This is a genomic window from Pseudomonas sp. JV414 (assembly GCF_032424305.1).
Classification (GTDB): Bacteria; Pseudomonadota; Gammaproteobacteria; order Pseudomonadales; family Pseudomonadaceae; genus Aquipseudomonas; species Aquipseudomonas lini.
Window position 1 is genome coordinate 640,992 of the sequence record NZ_VYKC01000022.1, and the last position, 18,957, is coordinate 659,948.

Annotated in this window: 19 protein-coding genes; 15 read left to right on the plus strand and 4 right to left on the minus strand. The window is 50.2% G+C overall.

The window, feature by feature from the left end; genetic code table 11:
• Positions 1-100: 100 nt before the first annotated feature.
• The gene (locus tag F6R97_RS26850) at positions 101-1,003 is read left to right on the plus strand and encodes a universal stress protein (RefSeq protein ID WP_038980183.1); all 903 of its coding nucleotides are present in this window, start codon (positions 101-103) and stop codon (positions 1,001-1,003) included.
• Here F6R97_RS26850 and F6R97_RS26855 read toward each other — a convergent pair.
• Complete coding sequence (locus F6R97_RS26855) at positions 997-1,413, minus strand: hypothetical protein (protein ID WP_038980184.1); 417 nt, start codon at positions 1,411-1,413, stop codon at positions 997-999. The genes F6R97_RS26850 and F6R97_RS26855 overlap by 7 nt on opposite strands.
• 324 nt (positions 1,414-1,737) lie before the next feature.
• On the opposite strand from F6R97_RS26855, the gene F6R97_RS26860 reads away from it, so the two are divergent.
• Positions 1,738-2,574, plus strand: coding sequence for an undecaprenyl-diphosphate phosphatase (locus F6R97_RS26860; RefSeq protein WP_038980185.1), 837 nt, complete (start codon positions 1,738-1,740; stop codon positions 2,572-2,574).
• A 110-nt stretch (positions 2,575-2,684) separates the two neighbouring features.
• On the opposite strand, the gene rfaH is transcribed toward F6R97_RS26860, so the two are convergent.
• The 3 genes from rfaH to galU all read right to left on the minus strand — a co-directional run bounded on the left by rfaH (position 2,685) and on the right by galU (position 4,529).
• Positions 2,685-3,191, minus strand: coding sequence for a transcription/translation regulatory transformer protein RfaH (gene rfaH / locus F6R97_RS26865; RefSeq protein ID WP_038978336.1), 507 nt, complete (start codon positions 3,189-3,191; stop codon positions 2,685-2,687).
• Positions 3,188-3,619: a phosphomannomutase gene (locus tag F6R97_RS26870; RefSeq protein ID WP_038978337.1), complete on the minus strand. Its 432-nt coding sequence runs from the start codon at positions 3,617-3,619 to the stop codon at positions 3,188-3,190. Before F6R97_RS26870 ends, rfaH begins: the two co-directional genes overlap by 4 nt.
• A gap of 76 nt (positions 3,620-3,695) precedes the next feature.
• Positions 3,696-4,529 carry a UTP--glucose-1-phosphate uridylyltransferase GalU gene (gene galU, locus F6R97_RS26875; protein WP_007900875.1) on the minus strand — a complete coding sequence of 278 codons (834 nt, stop codon included), beginning with the start codon at positions 4,527-4,529 and terminating at the stop codon, positions 3,696-3,698.
• Positions 4,530-5,129: 600 nt separating this feature from the next.
• Between galU and F6R97_RS26880 the strand changes: the two genes are divergently transcribed.
• From F6R97_RS26880 to F6R97_RS26940, 13 genes are all read left to right on the plus strand, one after another.
• A complete protein-coding gene (locus F6R97_RS26880) occupies positions 5,130-5,624 on the plus strand; it encodes a low molecular weight protein-tyrosine-phosphatase (protein WP_315867380.1) in 495 nt (164 codons plus the stop codon).
• 45 nt (positions 5,625-5,669) lie between these two features.
• Entirely contained in the window at positions 5,670-7,898 is a 2,229-nt protein-coding gene (locus F6R97_RS26885; protein ID WP_038978339.1) for a polysaccharide biosynthesis tyrosine autokinase, read from the plus strand.
• Between the two features lie 209 nt (positions 7,899-8,107).
• On the plus strand, positions 8,108-9,379 hold the full coding sequence (locus F6R97_RS26890; protein WP_038978340.1) for a DUF6369 family protein: 1,272 nt from the start codon (positions 8,108-8,110) through the stop codon (positions 9,377-9,379).
• The gene (locus tag F6R97_RS26895) at positions 9,376-10,836 is read left to right on the plus strand and encodes an oligosaccharide flippase family protein (RefSeq protein ID WP_038978341.1); all 1,461 of its coding nucleotides are present in this window, start codon (positions 9,376-9,378) and stop codon (positions 10,834-10,836) included. The genes F6R97_RS26890 and F6R97_RS26895 overlap by 4 nt, the downstream gene beginning before the upstream one ends.
• Positions 10,833-11,984, plus strand: coding sequence for a polysaccharide pyruvyl transferase family protein (locus F6R97_RS26900; RefSeq protein ID WP_038978342.1), 1,152 nt, complete (start codon positions 10,833-10,835; stop codon positions 11,982-11,984). Before F6R97_RS26895 ends, F6R97_RS26900 begins: the two co-directional genes overlap by 4 nt.
• A gap of 19 nt (positions 11,985-12,003) precedes the next feature.
• A complete protein-coding gene (locus tag F6R97_RS26905) occupies positions 12,004-12,867 on the plus strand; it encodes a polysaccharide lyase (protein WP_050681855.1) in 864 nt (287 codons plus the stop codon).
• A complete protein-coding gene (locus F6R97_RS26910) occupies positions 12,868-13,410 on the plus strand; it encodes an acyltransferase (protein WP_050681854.1) in 543 nt (180 codons plus the stop codon). It begins immediately after the preceding gene.
• A gap of 54 nt (positions 13,411-13,464) precedes the next feature.
• Complete coding sequence (locus F6R97_RS26915; protein ID WP_050681853.1) at positions 13,465-14,427, plus strand: glycosyltransferase; 963 nt, start codon at positions 13,465-13,467, stop codon at positions 14,425-14,427.
• Positions 14,428-14,462: 35 nt separating this feature from the next.
• Entirely contained in the window at positions 14,463-14,918 is a 456-nt protein-coding gene (locus tag F6R97_RS26920; RefSeq protein WP_038978345.1) for a polysaccharide biosynthesis protein, read from the plus strand.
• The gene (locus F6R97_RS26925; RefSeq protein ID WP_038978346.1) at positions 14,919-15,395 is read left to right on the plus strand and encodes a glycosyltransferase; all 477 of its coding nucleotides are present in this window, start codon (positions 14,919-14,921) and stop codon (positions 15,393-15,395) included.
• Between the two features lie 54 nt (positions 15,396-15,449).
• Positions 15,450-16,877, plus strand: a complete 1,428-nt coding sequence (locus F6R97_RS26930) for a mannose-1-phosphate guanylyltransferase/mannose-6-phosphate isomerase (protein WP_048395028.1) — start codon at positions 15,450-15,452, stop codon at positions 16,875-16,877.
• Positions 16,878-16,889: 12 nt separating this feature from the next.
• A complete protein-coding gene (locus F6R97_RS26935; protein ID WP_315867381.1) occupies positions 16,890-18,233 on the plus strand; it encodes a UDP-glucose/GDP-mannose dehydrogenase family protein in 1,344 nt (447 codons plus the stop codon).
• 417 nt (positions 18,234-18,650) lie between these two features.
• On the plus strand, positions 18,651-18,923 hold the full coding sequence (locus F6R97_RS26940) for a hypothetical protein (protein WP_038978349.1): 273 nt from the start codon (positions 18,651-18,653) through the stop codon (positions 18,921-18,923).
• The last annotated feature ends 34 nt before the right edge of the window (positions 18,924-18,957 follow it).

Sequence of the window (18,957 nt, forward strand, 5' to 3'; positions counted from 1 at the left end):
GTGTCGATCCAGGTCATTGAGGCGATAGCAGATCGCTGGCGGTGCGACAGACGAGAGGCTGGGGGGCTAGCAGATTTCCCAGAACGTTTGGAGGTGTGACATGAGCCAATATCAACGACTCTTTCTAATAGCCGGCCCCACCATGCGTCACACGCCGGCACTGCAGCGGGCCGTCGCCCTTGCCGAAGCCACGGGCGCAGCGCTGCATATCACGGTGTTTATCGAAGACTTCAACCTCCTGGGTTTGATCCACTCCAGTGCGCGGTTTCGTGAAGCTTGTCAGCAAGAGAACGAAAAATGGCTCAAGGATGAGGCCGATCTGATCCGTGGACGCGGGATCCAGCTAAGTACCGAGGTGCTTTTCACTCGCGACGCGCTGCAAGAGATCCTTCAGCACGTGACAGCAACGCAGGCGGATCTGGTTATCAAGGACGTGCAGCATGAGTCGGCGCTCAAACGCGTTTTCATCACGCCTCTGGATTGGCATCTGCTGCGCGAATGTCCGGTGCCTGTCCATCTGGTCAGCGAAGTCAGTTGCCCACTTCCGCGGGTGATCGTGGCGGCAGTCGATCCGTCGCACCCAGAGACTCAGATCACTGGAATCAACGACCTGATCATCCAGGCTGCGAACGAATTGGCAATGCAATGCGATGCAGAAATGCATCTGCTGTATGCCTACGACCTATCGCAGACGCACATGTCTGATGCAGGCGCGGGTGCAGTGACGATGCCTGGCTTCAACAGCGACGTGCGCAAGTCTTTGCATAAGTCATTCATCGCATTGGCCGATCATTACGGCGTGCCCACCGAACGGCAACACTTCGTTGCAGGGCCGCCCGGTAAAGCGCTGGTCGACTTTGCTGCGCATCACCGGGCCGATGTGATCGTCATGGGTAATGCGCATCGCAAGGGGCTGGACAAGTGGGTGGGCAGTACCACGGAGCATGTTCTGTATCGGGTGCCCTGCAACATTTTCGCTGTCACCGGGCAAACGGATCAATGACTGGGTCCGTTGTTAAGTGAGTTGGAAAGGGGGCCTCGGCGGCCGGCTCGGGATTTATTCTGGGCGCGTGCCGAGATATCCCGGTAGGTGTCACTATCGGTCGCCGCGAGCAGCTTTCCGCCGTCCTTCAGTGTGGCCATAAAGGTCACCTCGGTGTTTTTGCCGGCGAGCAGATAGCCGGCGATGGCTCCTACGGGGCCGAGTAGCATGGCGCCCGCGAGACCCAGGCCTATAGCGCTCTTTATATTCTTGTTTGAATCAGTGTTCTGAATGGTCAGATCTTTAAATTCCGAGACCGGGAAGCTTGCTCCAAGCCGGGGTTTGAGTGACGTTTTGAGGGTGATGGTTCCCAGGTGATATTCCCCGTCGCACTGCGGGAAGTCACCGGCGAGTACTGTGATCTTTGCCATCTGGAGTTTTCTCTTGGGCGATCATTTTCGGGTAGAGCATTGCGCGCGCCCAAAGTCAAAACGTCAATGATCCGACGATGAGTGGCATCCATAGATTCGCGATGCACAAGTACCGGTCCTGCAAAACAATTTCATTCGCAGGCGCAGGCCATTTGCAAGAGGCCAGCCCGGCGCTCCGACATGGACGTTTTATAACGTTTAGCTCAAGCAGGCAGAGAGTGCGCTTTAATCCTCCGCGGGTCCGACAGGTTTAATCGCGATCAGGATTTAAATGCTCGGCATCATCAACAGACCTTTCAGTCGAGAGGGTTTAACGGGGGATTAATGGACTTCTGGACCACCACGCAGGTATCGATTCTAGGATTGGTTGAAGGGCTCACAGAGTTTTTGCCCATCTCCAGTACGGGACACCAGATTATTGCCGCGGACTTGCTCGACTTCGGCGGTGAGCGAGCCATGGCGTTCAATATCATCATTCAGTTGGGGGCTATTCTGGCGGTCGTCTGGGAGTTTCGTCGCAAGATTCTGGAGATCACTACCGGTTTGCCAACCCAGCGTAATGCGCAACGTTTCACTCTGAATTTATTGATCGGTTTCTTACCGGCGGTTGTTCTGGGGGTGATGTTCGCCGACAAAATCCATGAATATCTTTTCAACCCGATCACCGTCGCCGTGGCGTTGGTGATAGGTGGAGTCATCATGTTATGGGCGGAACAACGTGAGCATGTGGTGGTTATCGATCACGTTGACGAGATGCGCTGGACCGATGCCTTGAAAGTCGGTTGCGCACAATGCCTGGCGATGATCCCCGGCACTTCGCGCTCGGGTTCGACGATTATCGGCGGGTTGCTGTTTGGCCTGTCACGCAAGACGGCTACCGAGTTTTCATTCTTCCTGGCGATGCCGACGATGGTGGGGGCCGCGGTGTACTCGGGCTATAAGTACCGCGACCTGTTCCAGTCCGCAGACTTGCCGGTGTTTGCCTTGGGGTTTGTGGCCGCATTCCTCTTTGCGATGATTGCCGTGCGTGGTTTGCTCAAGTTCATCGCCAACCATAGTTATGCGGTGTTTGCCTGGTACCGGATCGCGTTCGGTTTGCTGATTCTGGCGACATGGTTTTTGGGTTGGATCGACTGGAATCATCTCTCGGAGGGGGCATAGGTTTTGTAGGAGCCAGGCTTGCCGGCGAAGGCGTCCTTGAGATCGCCTTCGCCGGCAAGCCTGGCTCCTACGAAAAGCGGTTACATTAGGGCCGTTCACTCCTACAAAATTTAAATCTTGTTAACGCCGGCCAGTGGCAAGCTGATGTGCTGTTCACGCTGCAGGAAATTCATCATCAACAGCACCCGTTCCTCGCCGTCCATGGCCAGGAACACCGCCTCAAGATCGGAGAACGGGCCTTCAGTGATGCGCACCGTATCTCCGTGCCTCAACAATGTTGTCACGATCGCCTGGCTGTCTCGCTCCTGGAGTTCGTCGATCAGCGCATCGCGGATCGGCAGTGGCTGACCGCCGAACCCGACGACTCGCGAAACACCGCGGGTTGAACGCAGCGGGCCCCAACTGTCCTGAAGGCTCAGTTGAATAAACAGATAGCCCGGAAACAACGACTCGCTGATCACTCGACGCTGCCCGCGCAAAACGCGCTCACGCCGGTAGGTCGAGCGAAAACAGGCATAGCCCTGGCGCTGTAAATGTTCTTCGGCGCGCTCATCCTGTTTGGGTTTGCACTGAAGCAGATACCAGGCTTTGGCGGCGTGTTGTGCAATCGCGTTCATTCGAATTCCCTCCCTGCATCGATTTGCCTCAGCAGTTCGGCGGTTTTGTGCTGCATGAGCGAACTGTCGCCGCGACTTTCCACAGTCAGACAAGTCACGCAACCCTCGTCCAAAAGACGCAAGCTGAGACGCCAGTCGGTAAAGACCAGGCTCAGCCCATCGCTCTCGTCGATGTCGAGGGCGTCGGCGGCGTAACGCTGCCTGATGCTCGCCAGCAACGCCGGACCATCCTTGACGTGACGGCGGATTTCCCCGGAGGAGGGGAAGGCACCGATGCGCTCCACCAGCAGCACCGGCGGTTTCTGCACGCGGGGAAAGATCAGCTCCGACGCATAGGCGCGCACGATGAGGTACGCGAGGTTGTTTTTAAGGTCAGCGCCATACGGGCGGCGACTGTCATCTGCCTTGAAACCGCTCAATGTCTTCATAGAGGCTTCGTCCATAGGGTAATAAAGACCGAAAAATCAATTCGATAACGCACACGTTTGTCAGGGTTCAGCGCCGTCACAAGGTGTTCTGATGCAGGTTCTCGAAACAGAAGTTGGTGGCTTCGATGTAACCTTCGGCACCGCCGCAATCGAAGCGCCGTCCCTTGAATTGATAGGCCAGCACGCAGCCGTTCTGGGCTTGCTTCATCAATGCGTCGGTGATCTGGATTTCACCGCCCTTGCCAGGCTCGGTATCAGCGATCAGGTCGAAGATATCGGGGGTCAGAATGTACCGACCGATAATGGCCAGGTTGGACGGGGCGTCTTCCGGGCGAGGCTTTTCGACCATGCTGTTGACCCGGTAAATACCCTCGCGAATCAGCTCGCCGGCAATCACGCCATACTTCTGAGTCTGCTCACGAGGTACTTCCTGAATCGCCACAATCGAGCAGCGGAACTGCTCATAGAGCTTGAGCATTTGCGCCAGTACGCCGTCGCCTTCCAGGTTCAGACACAAGTCGTCGGCCAGCACCACGGCGAATGGCTCATCACCGATCAGCGAACGACCGCTGAGAATAGCGTGCCCCAGGCCCTTCATCTCCACCTGGCGGGTGTAGGAAAAAGTACAGGTGTCGATCAGCTCACGAGTGCCTTCCAGGAATCGCTCCTTATCAGTGCCGCGAATCTGGTGTTCCAACTCGAAGCTGACATCGAAATGATCCTCCAGCGCTCGCTTGCCCCGGCCAGTGACGATGGCCATATGTTGCAGGCCGGCGTCGCGCGCTTCCTCGACGGCGTACTGGATCAGCGGCTTATTGACGATCGGCAGCATCTCCTTCGGCATGGCCTTGGTGGCGGGCAAAAAGCGGGTCCCATAGCCGGCAGCGGGGAATAGGCATTTACGAATCATGGAAGCGTCCTTGAAAGTAGACAGATGGAATGGCTAATGGCAGTAGGAAAGGTTCGACTGCTTGTCGGAACCGGTAACGCTAGAGAGTGCGGGCTCTAAATGGCTCGATCACTCGAGAAAAAATGTTGGCAACGCTGCATGGGCAGCGAAAGGCCTGTACGCCATGTTTCGCGCAAGGCGGGGGCAAAGAAAATCGGGCGGTCGGTTGGCCGGCGAGCATGCCTGGTTGTTCCACGGCATATTCCTGACGCAACCCGCTGTAAACAAAGTTATTGCCCAAGGCATCTCTTACCCAACTTCTAACCGAATGTCTGACGCCCTGGCAATGCACTAACGGAGCGGCTATATATTAGCCACCCGCTATTTCGGTGTAATTTAGATTGAACGGTCGCGGGAAAACGGCAATTGTTAGAAATTGTCTGGATAAATTCTCGAACTGTTATTTTCGCGCTCGAAGAGTGAAATGTTATTTTTTGTCTGAAGAAAAAGTTGGGGGCTGTTCAAACGTCATGGTAATAAATACGCACTGATGGTTTGAAAGTTTCAGCTGCAGTTACTGGGGTTATAAATACCCGGATTCATTCGTAGTTTAAAGCTCTTATGTTCGGCAAGTGCTATGTCACCGCCAATGTTAACAAGACGGGGAATGTTATCTTGCTTAAAAGGGTTTTGATTGTCTGCGTCGGCAACATTTGCCGCAGTCCCACCGCGGAGTATCTGCTGCGCGGGGCGCTCGTTCATTCCGATATCGAGGTCAGCTCGGCTGGCCTCGCTGCCTTGGCGGGCAAACCCATCGAGGCGACGGCACACGCCGTACTCAAAGAGCATGGTCATCAGCCCGATGGGCATGAGGCCGTTCAACTCACGCCTCAAGCCGTCAGCGAGGCGGACTTGATTCTGGTGATGGAGCGACGGCATGTCAGCGGGGTACTCAACATTGCCCCTGAAGCGCGAGGCAAAGTGTTGCTACTGGGCAAATGGCAAGACGAACGCGAAATCAGCGACCCCTACCGTCAAGGCAAACCTGCTTTTGTGCACGCTTATGCGTTGATCGAAGAAGCCGTACTCGCATGGGCACAGCGCCTGGCGCGCTGATGGCCACTCCTTTTTGAATCGTAATACAGGCAAAGAATCCGACTTATGCAGCAAGCACCGGTAGTTAACGTGCGGGACGACGACAATGACGAGATTGATCTTCTCGGCCTGTTTGGAACACTCATCGACCATAAATGGCTGATTGCCGCGGTTACCGGTGCGTTCATGGTGGCTGGGGTCGCGTACGCGGTGCTTGCGACCCCGGTATACCAAGCGAATGCGCTGTTGCAGGTCGAAGCGAAAAAGAATGATCTGTTGGGCTTCTCCGATGTCAGCAGCATGTTGGGAAAAGAGTCGCCTTCGGCGACCGAGATCGAACTGATCAAATCTCGTGCGGTGATTGGCAAAACGGTCGATAACCTGAAACTTGATATTGTCATACAACCGATGTACTTCCCGGTGGTTGGTGAGTTCCTGGCTCGTCGATTCCAGAGTAAAAATCCCGGTGAAATAGCCGACCCCTTGTTGGGGTTGAACAGTTTCGCCTGGGGAGGGGAGTCGCTGAAGATATTCAAACTGGATCTTCCCGACTCGCAACTGGGCAAGAAGTTGACCCTGACCGCAGGTGAAAGTGGTCATTACACCCTGGTGGACGAAGACGACAATCTGTTGGTCGCCAGCCAGGCGGGACAACTTTTCGAACAAAATGGCGTTGAGTTTCAGATAGAAGAAATGCACGCCAATCCTGGAACCCGCTTCAGAATCATCCGCAATTCTCGCCTGACCAGCATCCTCGACTACCAAGAGGATCTGGATGTAACCGAGCGCGGAAAAGAGTCGGGCATGATCGGGCTGGCGCTGGAAAGCACAGATCCGAATCAGGCCATTAAAACCCTCAATGAAATTGCCGCTATTTATGTGCGGCAAAACGTAGAGCGCACTTCAGCTGAAGCAGCGCAGAGCCTGGCGTTTCTCAAAGAGCAACTTCCGGTGGTCAAGAAGGACCTGGAAAAAGCCGGGAATGCCTTGAATGAATACCAAACGCGCAGCAAGTCCGTGGACATCACGCTCGAAACCAAAGCCATTCTCGATCAGATTGTCGGGCTTGATACCAGCATCTCAGGGTTGAAGTTGCAGCAAGCCGAGATGGACCGAAAATTCACCCGCCAACATCCCGCCTATCGCGCATTGTTGACCCAGATTGGTGAGTTGAGCAGCAAGCAGAAAAGTTTGGCGTCCAAGGTGGAGGGCCTTCCTTCCACCCAGCAAGAACTGCTGAGCCTTACCCGGGATGTAGAGGTCGGTACCGCCATTTATACCCAGTTGCTGAACAAGTCTCAGGAGCTGGATGTGATGCGAGCGGGGACGGTCGGTAACGTGCGTCTGATCGACACCGCGGACGTCAATTTTTTCAAACCGGTCAAGCCGAAAAAAGTCTTGATTGTATTGATCGCCACGATTCTTGGCGGTTTCCTGGCGGTGGTCCTGGTACTGGTACGCAAGGCACTGAACCGGGGGCTGGAAAGTCCGGAAGCCATCGAGCAACTTGGGTTGCCGGTCTATGCATCGATTCCTTACAGCATTCTGCAGAAAAGTGAAGAAGACAAAGTCTCTCGCGGACGAGGGCGTTCCGGTGCCGGTTCTACATTGCTGGCCGTCACTCATCCCACCGATCTGGCAGTCGAGGCGTTGCGCAGTTTGCGTACCAGTCTGCACTTCGCCATGCATGAGGCCGGCAATAACCGTCTGATGATTTCCGGGCCTAGCCCTCAGGTGGGTAAAACCTTCGTGTCGGTTAACCTCGCGGTGGTGATAGCACAAACCGGGTTGCGGGTTTTGTTGATCGACGTCGACATGCGCAAAGGTTATCTGCACAAAGTGTTAGGTGTTAATTCTGACAATGGGCTCTCCGATATCCTGGCCCGGCGCTGCGATGTAGCCACTGCTATCCATAAGACCGAAATTGACAACTTCGATTTTGTCAGTCGAGGTCAAATCCCGCCCAATCCTTCCGAGTTACTGATGCACGCCAATTTCAGCGCGCTATTGGAGCAGGCGAGCGAGCTATACGATCTGGTGATTCTCGATACGCCGCCAATATTGGCAGTGACAGACGCGGCGATCGTCGGGCGCTTGTCCGGGACCAACCTGATTGTGACGCGCTACGGACTGAACCCGGCGAAAGAAATCGAGTTGACGGTCCGTCGGTTCTCCCAGAATGGCGTTGCCATTAAAGGTGCGATTTTTAACGGCGTGGAGAAAAAGGCCTCCAATAAATATGGCTACAGTGATTATGGTTATTACCACTATGCCTACGCCTCCGACAAAAATTGATGAGTGTTGAACGGGTCGCGTCATAAGTTCAGATCTTTGACGGCGTTGCTGTTGTTCTTGAGTGCTTGTCGTTATTGCTACGCGGGATCATGCCAATAGGCATGATCAAACCGATATTTCATGGAAACACTACGTCCTGAGGAAGATGACGAAAAATCCTGGGGCGGTAGCGTGTCAAATGACAACATCAGCATAAAGAATACCAAACCATGTTCTACCTGTTATCGCTTATCGCCCTGTCAGCGGGTTTGCTTGCAATAAAAACCCCAAAATACTCAATTGTATTTTTGGGCGTCATGCTATCTGTCATCCCTACCGGAAACTCCTACAGCGAAATAATATCGTTAAAAGGCCTCTATTTTTTTGATTTCTATATAGCAGGTGCATTGAGTGCATTACTGACAAGACAGGTCGTGACACAAAAACGTCAATTGACAGTACCCGCCGGCCTTCTTTTCGGCTGTGGGCTCTATGTGGTACTACTCGCGTGCGGCCTGATAGGGTCCCCGAATAAGTACTTATTGAAAGATATCCGACCTTTTATAATGATCCTGTCATTTATAGTGCTCACGAACATCGCCACCCTTGCCGCGAAAACCTTGACGCTACAAACGGTACTGAAAATATTGATTGCGATGACCGCTTTCAATGTATTGGATATTGCTTGGTTACGATTGGGGCTGTACAGTTTTCAAGACGTCTACTATGAAGAAAACGCTTACAGGTACCTCGATGGTGGCACGTACGCAGCCGTTGCATATTTAATATACTACTTCATAGATCCTGGGCTATTTGAGAACAAAAAGAAGCTGGCGAGAATCTGTTTGATGACCTCATTCATCTGTTTATTCATCGCCAACTCAAGATTCATTTTTGTTTCTGTTTTTGCAGCCATCATCATTCACCAATATACAAAGCCTGCCCGAATGATAGGCATCGTGCTATTAGGCTCAGTCGTGCTGATGGCCTTCATTGGGATCAGCAACATGATCGGTGCTGATCGAATCAATGATGCTTTATCGTCTGAAGGCCTGGCGGTTCAGTTAACCACTCGCTTCAGCCCTGCGCTGGACTTGATACGTAATATGAATCCCATGCACTACTTCGTTGGTCTAGGGGCCGGAACTCCTTTTGAAATACCCTGGTTTGAATACCGTGGCCTCGATGACAAAAACTCGAATATCGACAGTGCTTACTTAACGTACTTTGTTAAATATGGGGTCATCGGCTTGTACTTGCTATTCGTATTTACTACGTCCATGACCCATCACTTAAAAACCCGGGTTGCGGTATCAATAGCCACCTTTCTGGCGCTGATGTTCATTGTATCGGCCACGCCTTATCAGCCGTACGCTATCGGAATCGCTTATAGCGCGATCATTTTACGCGTCGTCGCGGAGCATGCCGTCAGGCAACGTAAAAAAACACTGACATTTCATCAACCGCTGATAGCCCCATCCTTTCAGGTTAAAGCCAGATGAACAACGCACTGTTGAAAAAATTCGTGTCCAGTACTGCATGGAGTTTCATATCGGCAGTGGCCACAAAAGTTTCGGTTGTCATTACCGGCATCCTGGTCGCCAGAGTGCTGGGTGCACAATCATTTGGAGAATATGGCCTGATACAAAGCGCCATTGTCATGCTCGCCAATGTTGCAGCCCAAGCCACAACGACGGCGACGGCTAAACATATTGGTCAATTTAAAGAGGTTTCCCCCGAAAAAACGGGCAAGGGTATCGCTCTAACGCTGATATTTGCCGTGTCTTTTAGTGTCATGATCATTGGTGTCGCTCTATTTTTTCCGCTTTTCTTCTCTAACATCATTCTTGGCTCCGACAATCTGAAATATGTATCACTGATTGTAGTGAGTACCATCACCTTCATCATTTTGTCTGGATGGACCCAAGGGTGTTTAACCGGTTGGGGGCAATATCGGTCTATTGCAACAATCAATGGAATTATCGCCATCGTCGCGATCCCGGGGACTTACTTCCTGACGACAAAATTCAGACTCAATGGCGCCTTGCTGGGACTGGCGTGCTCTCAACTGTTAATCGTGTTTTTTAGCGCCCTCGCGTGCTGGAAAACACTAAAGGAAAAGAACACTACGCTCAGTTTCAAAGGTGTAATGACTGAAAAGCATACCGTTCTTTCGGTCGGACTCCCGGTCTTGCTGACAGGCTTGATGGTCGCCCCGATGAATTGGCTCGCGAATAAATTGCTGGCAGAAACAAGTAACGGACTCGCCGCGTTAGGAATGTACGCAGCCGCCATGCAATGGAATGCAATATTCTCACATGTCTCCGTGGTATTAGGTTCCGTGCTTGTCCCGATGCTAGCCGCAACCCTGGGAGGTAAAAGCCGGAAGTTAGACGCCTTGAACTTTCTATCCGGCTGGTTAGTCGTGTTGATTGTTATACAGCCGGTCATCATGTTTCCCGAACTACTGGCAAAACTCTATGGGGATAGCTTTCTGGGTCGGGACTTTGAAATAACGTTGATTCTGGTCATTCTGGGTTCGCTGCTAAGTGCATTTAAATCCGGTATCTCAAGAAAGATGATCGTGATGGATTTGGCGTGGTACAGCGTCATGAGTAATATTCTATGGGGCATATTATTCATATCCGGAGCTCTGCTTCTGAGGGAGGAGGGCGCCGTCGGCATTGCAAAAGCATTCATTGGCTCGCAATTAATACACTTCCTGTTTGGTCTGCCCTATTTCATATACAAAAAAATACTGCCTTTGGAATTACTCATCTCCCCCAGAATACTGATCTTGTGGGCATTGCCTTTTGTCAGTTTCGTATCAAGTTCATACATTGAAAGCACTCTGTATCGATTGATGATAGTGGTCATGATATTTGTATACATTGCTGCAACAACGTTTACCTTGAATACTATGTTCAATGAACCCGTAGAAATTGGAAACCCAGCATGAATTCCAGTAAAGTTTATATCCGTGGTGCTTACGGTCCTGGTAATTTAGGTGATGACATACTAATGTTATGCGTCATCAATATTCTGAAAAAGAGATTCAAAGAGTCGGACATTGCAGTCGGTGTCGACCATCCGGCTATCGCCAAGAATTTTAACCCGCGCATAAAATGGTTACATATCAAGGAACCTGTCAAAGCTGATCTGGTTGTTTTGGGCGGCGGTGGTCAGTTTTTCTCGTTCATCCCTCCGTCCAAGAAAGCCTCCACTCTTACGCTTAAAGCGTCAAAGCTTTATAAGAGTATAAAAGCGCAAACCGATTTAAAATCCACCCTTCTACGTTTGTATGTAGGGATGCGCGGTGGCATCGACAAGATTTTTTTCCATCGTCGTCTTGCTGCATTCTGTATTGGTTTAGGCCCATTTGATGGTGGTGGCAAGCAGCTGACTCGCGCAGTCAATGTCATTAATCGTTGTGACTATATTTCCGTCAGGGATGGTACAAGCCAAAAGCATTGCAATACGTTTGGAAAATCAGATGTGGATGTGTACACGGACCCGACCCTACTTTCCGATCTGTGGATTTCCACCAAAGATCTGAACATAAACAGCGTAAATAAAAACAAATACCTATCCTTTATCCTGCGCGATTGGCCGCATGACGTGAATGGACAAAAGTTCATCGCGGCAATGGTTCAGGCCGCTCATGAAATGTCCAAACGTGGAGAGAAGGTTCGTCTGGTATCACTTTATAAAGAACGTGACCAGCATCTTATTGATAAGCACCACACGTTTGAATGGTTGTGCTGGGATGCCGCAGTCGACACGCCAGAGACGTTCATGGCGAAATTGATAGTTGAATCCGATGTCATTATCAGCGCCAGGGCGCACGGCGTGCTTCTGCCTGCCTCTTTAGGTTATCCAACCATCGCAGTTGAAATCGAAAACAAACTGAAAAAAGTCCATGAAATGCTTCCGCGTGGCACCAAATTGGTCAGCGCTCCTGACCATAACCTGATCATGGCGACTATTAGCGAATTCAGACAGTCCAAAGAGCAAATGGCAGAGCACCTCAAGCAAGAGATTTCACAGAGATCATCCATCGCACAAAATGCTGTCGATGATTTTTTGAAATGGGTCGATAACAAATAAGATTCGAGGGGCAACTGACGTGAAAAAAAAAGGCTCGGCGCTACTCACTTTAGCTTTTTCTCTGCATGTGGCTACGAGCGGTGCGTCAGACGTAAACGACAGCTGCGAGCAAAACATTGAAAACATCTATCCGTCACTTCCAGATGTTTCACAGACGTTTACCAGTCGTCAGGGCAAAGCCCAAGTACAGGACAGTATAAAAGGCAGCGCCAATTTAACCAACAAAGCCTACAGCAACGAAATCAAAGACATCACGGTACATTATCCCGCCGGGTCGTACGATCCAGGCTCGATGGTCCGGTTGGGTTTACCCTACGGGGGAATTGAGTTCAAATCCAGGCTCAAGCAACCGGGTAGGGAATGCCTGATTCTGACGTATGAATTGAAGTTCGATAAAAATTTTAACTTTGTAAAAGGCGGAAAACTTCCGGGTCTCTACGGCGGCACAGGCAATACAGGAGGGAAAATACCTAACGGCCATGATGGTTTTTCCACTCGCTACATATGGAAAGAAAATGGCGTTGGCGCAATCTATGCCTATTTACCCACCAGCAAAACATGGGGGACAGCAATAGGTTTGGGCTCCTGGACCTTTAATGTCGGGCGATGGCACGTATTAGAGCAACTCGTAAAATTAAATACGCCGGGTCGAGCCGATGGCGTGATTTCTATTTGGTACGATAAAAAACTGGTGCACTCTGAAACCGGACTGATATTTAGAGACACAAAAGACTTAACGATCGATGGGTTACTGTTCTCTACTTTCTTCGGTGGAAATAATGCGTCCTTCGCTACACCTGCCAGTACCAATATTCAGTTCAGGAATTTCGTGATGAGTTCACGTCGCATCGCTAATACATCAGGGCAGGGCGCAGGTAACTAGATGAAAAACTTGAAGCTTAATACCAAGAAGGTAGTCGTTGCGTTATTTAATACGGCGCTTAGCCTAGCTTTCTTTTTCAGTTTGAGACGTTCACTGCTAAGGGCAACGGGATGCCGCATTGGCACCCAAACTACTGTCCATAGAAGGGTGATTTTTTTTTCATTTGGTAAATTCTCAATAGGAAAGAACTGCACGGTAAATTACAACTGCTACATGGACAATAGGGCTGGAATCAGTATCGGTGACAACGTCAATATTTCCCACAACACAAAAATTTATACACTGGGGCACGATATCGATGACCCCATGAGTAATACAGTCGGAAAACCAGTTGTCATTGGAGATAACGCGTGGATCTTTCCCAATGTCATGATAATGCCAGGAGTCACAATAGGAAAAGGTGCGGTTATTTATCCCGGCAGCGTTGTCACGCGCAATGTTGAAGAGTATTCGATCGCGGGAGGAAACCCGGCTAAACATATTCGGTTCAGAAATCAAAACATTCTGTACCGCGCCGACTTCCCTATTTGGTTTGCATTGTAATGCACTCTATTTTCCCGACTATCCTTTATGCAGGGCTCTGAAGTGAAATCACTAATGATCGCATGGGTTGGCTATCAACGACGCGCCGACACAATGAAACAATATTGGGCGTATGACATTCTGCACCTGCCTAATAGATTCAAAAAAAAATATGCACGACCCTTGGACTATTTGATTAAGTCTTTTAAGACGATCAAAGCGCTTTTCGTCGGTGCGCCTGAGGTTGTTTGGGTCCAGCTACCACCGAGCCCTGTGCTGCACATAGCACTGGCCTACAAATTTTTGGTGAACCGGCGCCTCAAGATTATCGCTGACGCACACAACAGTTTGCTGCGCAAACAGTGGATAACTTTCCCGGGGACGGTGTCCTTACTCAACAAAATTGATGCTGTTGTAGTTCACAACTTCAAAGTCAAAGAAGAATTATCTAACGCAGGCGTCAAGGCAGAGAATATTTTCATTCTGGAAGATTTGCCGTGTGATTTTAAAGTCCCGCCCGCCAGTGATCATCAGACACCCTATGTGCTTTTTCCTTGTTCTTTTGATATCGACGAGCCGATAGAAGTCGTTATTAATGCAGCCAAAGAAATGCCACATATAGATTTTCTAATCACAGGTAAGCATGAGGGCAAGTTATCCGAGGCACTCATAGCGTCAATGCCAGCGAATATCAAGCTTACGGGTTTCCTGAGTAAATTGATTTTCGAACAACTGCTGTGCAACGCGAATGTCGTTCTCGGGCTGACAACGCGCGACAATGTCCAATTGAGTGTGGCAAACGAAGCGGTTAGTGCCGGCAGGCCGATGGCACTCTCGAACACGACGGTACTGCGATCGTTGTTTTCGGACGCGGCCGTATTTGTTGAGACATTAGACCCCCTGTCAATAAAATTTGGGGTGTCCCAACTCATCGAAAATGAAGAACTCTATAAAGAAAAATCAGCCCTGTTAAAAGCCAAGCGAATAACTCGTTGGAACGGCCAGGCGGAGTTGTTAAGAACGGCCGTTATCATCTGATGATGTCTATTAATCCTGACAGGAAGGAAATCGTCATGAGTCAATCGTATGATGTTTTACTGATTTGTTCCGGAGGTGGGCACTGGGTACAGATGAGCAAACTGCTTCCTGCTTTTGACGGCCGGAAGGTTAACATTGCCACCGTCGATATCAGCGTTCACTCCCAGTATCCACTTCACGATTTTGTCAAAGTCCCAGACTTTAATAGAAATGAACCCTTGAAGATTATTAAGGGCTTCTATCAGATCTTCAACATTGTTTACCACAGCAAAGCAAAATACGTCATCTCTACGGGGGCTGCACCGGGTCTGCTGGGTTTGATCACAGCAAAAATCATGGGAAAGAAAACGCTCTGGATTGATAGCATCGCGAACCCAAAAAAAATCTCTCTGTCCGGCAGAATCGCTTCTTACTTTGTAGATGAATTGCTCACGCAATGGCCCACTCTTTCGGAAAACAGCAGGGCTCAATATAAAGGGAGGATTGTATAAATGATATTCTGCAGCGTTGGCACTCAAGCACCGTTTGAGAGAATGCTCAGCTATTTAAGTGAATGGAGTCATGCAAACCCTCACATCCCTATTGTTGCCCAGGTCGGCGATAACGAAAGGGACTTGGGCCGCATTACCGCATTCAAGACAATAGCCGAACCTCTTTTTTCCAAAAACTTCAACACCTCGGCAGTCGTCGTCTCTCATGCGGGCATGGGTAATATCATTCGCTCGCTTGAGCTGGGAAAACCAATAGTTATCGTGCCTCGGGATAGCAGCCGTGGTGAACACATTAATAACCATCAGTACGACACTGTCGAGAATTTTTCGAGCTTTCCGTCTGTGTTCATTGCTTATGATAAAGATGATTTTTTTTCGGCTATCGATTCAGCGCTCAATTACAGTAACGCAGAGAGCTCGTTAGACTTCACGGAAAGAGATCGTTTAATCGATTATATAAAGTCGTTCACGTCTTAAGTCTTCGCTGTTTGTCGACACCGTCTCATCACCTTTAATCATTGAGTAATCGCTATGATCCCAGTTATTTTATCTGGCGGCTCAGGCACGCGCCTGTGGCCGCTTTCAAGAGCTCTCAAGCCAAAACAATTTATATCGATACACGGTGATTTGAGCTTGTTCCAAGCCACTTTGGATCGAATCAAAAATCTCTCTACAGAAGGGGAGAGTTTAAGTCCTCCGATAATAGTTTGTAATGAAGATCATCGTTTCATCGTGGCTGAGCAAAGCAGATCGCTGGATATAAAGCCACAAAAAATACTATTGGAACCCACTGCACGAAATACCGCTCCCGCCATTGCGGCCGCGACACTGGCAGCCCTTGAGGACGGGGATGATCCTATCCTTTTGGTTTTAGCCGCAGACCATGTCATAAGCGACATTAACGCTTTTAAAGCCTCCCTCGCGTTGGCCAGGGTTGAGGTCAACAAGGGTCGAATTGTTACCTTCGGGGTTGTACCCACTAAGCCAGAGACCGGTTACGGCTATATCCGTACGCAAATGCACACTGCCGAAGGCGTTGCGCACGTCGAAGCCTTTGTAGAAAAGCCCGACCTGGAAACAGCACAAAGCTACCTTGCCCAAGGAAACTATTTCTGGAATAGCGGAATGTTTATGTTCCGCGCCTCTGTCATGAAGTCCGAACTGGAACGCTTGAGCCCTGACATTATTGTCGCCGCCGAACTTTCTCTCTCTAACGCGGCGCATGACCACGACTTCACAAGGCTCAATCAGGTGGACTTCGTGAACGCACCCAATGTGTCAATTGATTATGCGGTCATGGAGAAAACCAACATTGCGTCAGTCGTTATCCTCAACTCCAGTTGGAGCGATCTTGGTGCATGGGATTCGGTCTGGGAAGCAGGCCTGAAGGATGAAAATGAGAACTGCATACAAGGGGATGTACTGCTGCAAGGCGTTACCAACAGTTATGTCCACTCCAGCCATCGTCTAGTCACTGTTCTAGGTATAAGTGATGTCGTTGTCGTCGAGACTTCGGACGCGATATTGGTGACGACCAAGGAGAACTCTCAAGACGTTAAAAAAATAGTGTCTGAACTCACTAAAAACAATCGAGTCGAGAGCGCTAGTCATCGCGAAGTCTATAGACCCTGGGGGAAATATGACTCAGTGGACCAAGGTCATAGATACCAAGTCAAGCGAATTACCGTCAAACCCGGGCACAAACTTTCTGTTCAACTTCACCATCATCGGGCAGAACACTGGATCGTAGTATCAGGCACCGCAAATGTGCAAATCGGTGACAAGCAAGTGTTACTGAGCGAGAACCAATCCACCTACATACCCATTGGGGTTGTGCACTCCCTTGAAAATCCGGGGCGAATCCCCCTTGAGTTGATAGAAGTTCAATCAGGTTCTTACCTCGGCGAAGATGACATCGTTCGTTTTGAAGATCGTTATGGCCGCCTCGAGCTCGTTTAAAGGAGTATTAAAATGAATGTTACTGTTTTTGGGATAGGCTATGTGGGCCTGGTGCAGGCGGCTGTACTTGCTGACGCAGGGCATGACGTATGTTGCGTTGACGTCGACGCTATTAAAGTCGAGAACTTGAAGAGCGGAATTATTCCTATCTATGAGCCTGGATTAAGTGCCCTCGTAGAAAAATGCCATGAAGCAGGGCGTTTACATTTCACCACCGATGCAGCACGCGGTGTGCATCATGGTGACATCCAGTTTATTGCAGTGGGCACGCCGCCAGACGATGATGGCAGTGCTGATATAAAATACGTGTTATCCGTTGCAGCGACCATCGCCCTCAACATGACGGAGACTAAAATTATTGTTAATAAGTCTACGGTGCCTGTCGGTACCGCAGATAAAGTAAGAATGAAAGTTTCCGACGTATTGAAGTCTCGGGACCTTGAGGTGGAGTTTCACGTTATCTCGAACCCCGAGTTTCTGAAGGAAGGTTCTGCGGTAGCAGACTGTACTCGTCCCGATAGAATTATCATAGGAAGTGATAGTAGTTACGCCGTGGACCGGATGAGGGAGCTCTATGAGCCGTTCAACAGAAACCATGAAAAAATAATCACAATGGACATCAGAAGTGCCGAGCTGACGAAGTATGCGGCTAACTGTCTATTGGCAACAAAAATTTCATTCATGAATGAAATGGCTAATTTCGCCGAGCGATTGGGCGCCGACATTGAGGCCGTTCGTAAGGGCATTGGCTCTGATCCAAGAATTGGCTACGATTTTATCTACCCTGGCTGCGGCTATGGCGGCTCCTGCTTCCCGAAAGATGTACAGGCCCTGGAGCGCACAGCGTCGTCGATCGGCTATAAAGCAACGCTTTTGTCAGCTGTCGAGGAAGTCAATAGACGGCAAAAGGAACATCTATTCGAGCACATCCAGCATCACTTCGATGGGCAGTTGGAGGGAAAAACATTTGCGATTTGGGGCTTGGCTTTCAAACCCAATACAGATGATATGCGAGAAGCATCCAGCCGCGTCTTGATTGAACAGCTGCGTAGCGTTGGCGCCAGAATGCAAGCCTTCGACCCCGAAGCGATGGCCGAAACACAACGAATTTATGGGATGAAAGAAGATTTGCTTTTAATGGGGACCAAAGAAGCCGCGCTTCAAGGCGCTGATGCTTTAATCATTGTGACAGAATGGCGCGAATTCAAAGCCCCTGACCTGGACTTGATAAAGGAAAAACTGAGTACGCCTGTCATATTTGACGGCCGTAACATATTCGATCCTCACCGCATGAAAGCTAATGGATTCGACTATTATGGTATTGGTCGTGGGCTATCGGTAAGGCCAGTCATTTAAAGCTGTCCAGGCCACTGAAAACGCTATAGTCCCTCTTCCATACTTGTCCGTGTCCTGGAATGAACAAGTCCAGTGGCCAAAACGCCGGATTATGCTGACCATTATTAACAATGCATCGGCACGCCGGAAGGTTCGCGCTCTACGATGAGCGCTGAAAAACCGCTAACGTCCAGCTAACTTCCTGGAAAATCCGCCAAAATCGCCGCCTTGCCTTGGTTCGCGGGTGGTCTGCGCAGGCTCTTTGGAGAATGTTGGCCACTGGTTTAAGTTATCGACGAGTGAGATGATTCTGAGGAGGCTACGTGCGTGATCCGACAAGATCTTTTCTGCAGTTGTCATTGCCTCTTCATCTCCGTTCCATCCCTGCTCCCTTATTAAAGAGTTCTACAAGGGTTTAATATCGAGAAGGAGTCTGATATGAAGAAATTACTTTTAGCCAGCTTGCTGGCTGTCATGAGTACCGCGGCGTTGGCAGCGGATGAACCGGTGAGCGATACGGTGAGCACAAGCGAGCCACTGTCGTTGAACACCCCGCTGGTCGGGGGTGTGACGGTCGCCGAAACCGTGGTGATCGGCGCTGCTGTTGTCGGCGCTGCAGTGGCCGCTTCAAACTCTGGGGGCAGTTCCAATGGCGGTACCTCTGGAACAGGCGGCACCACCGGTACGGGTGGTACTACCGGTACCAACTAATACCCCGCGAAGTGTGTTGTACAAGATCACTCAG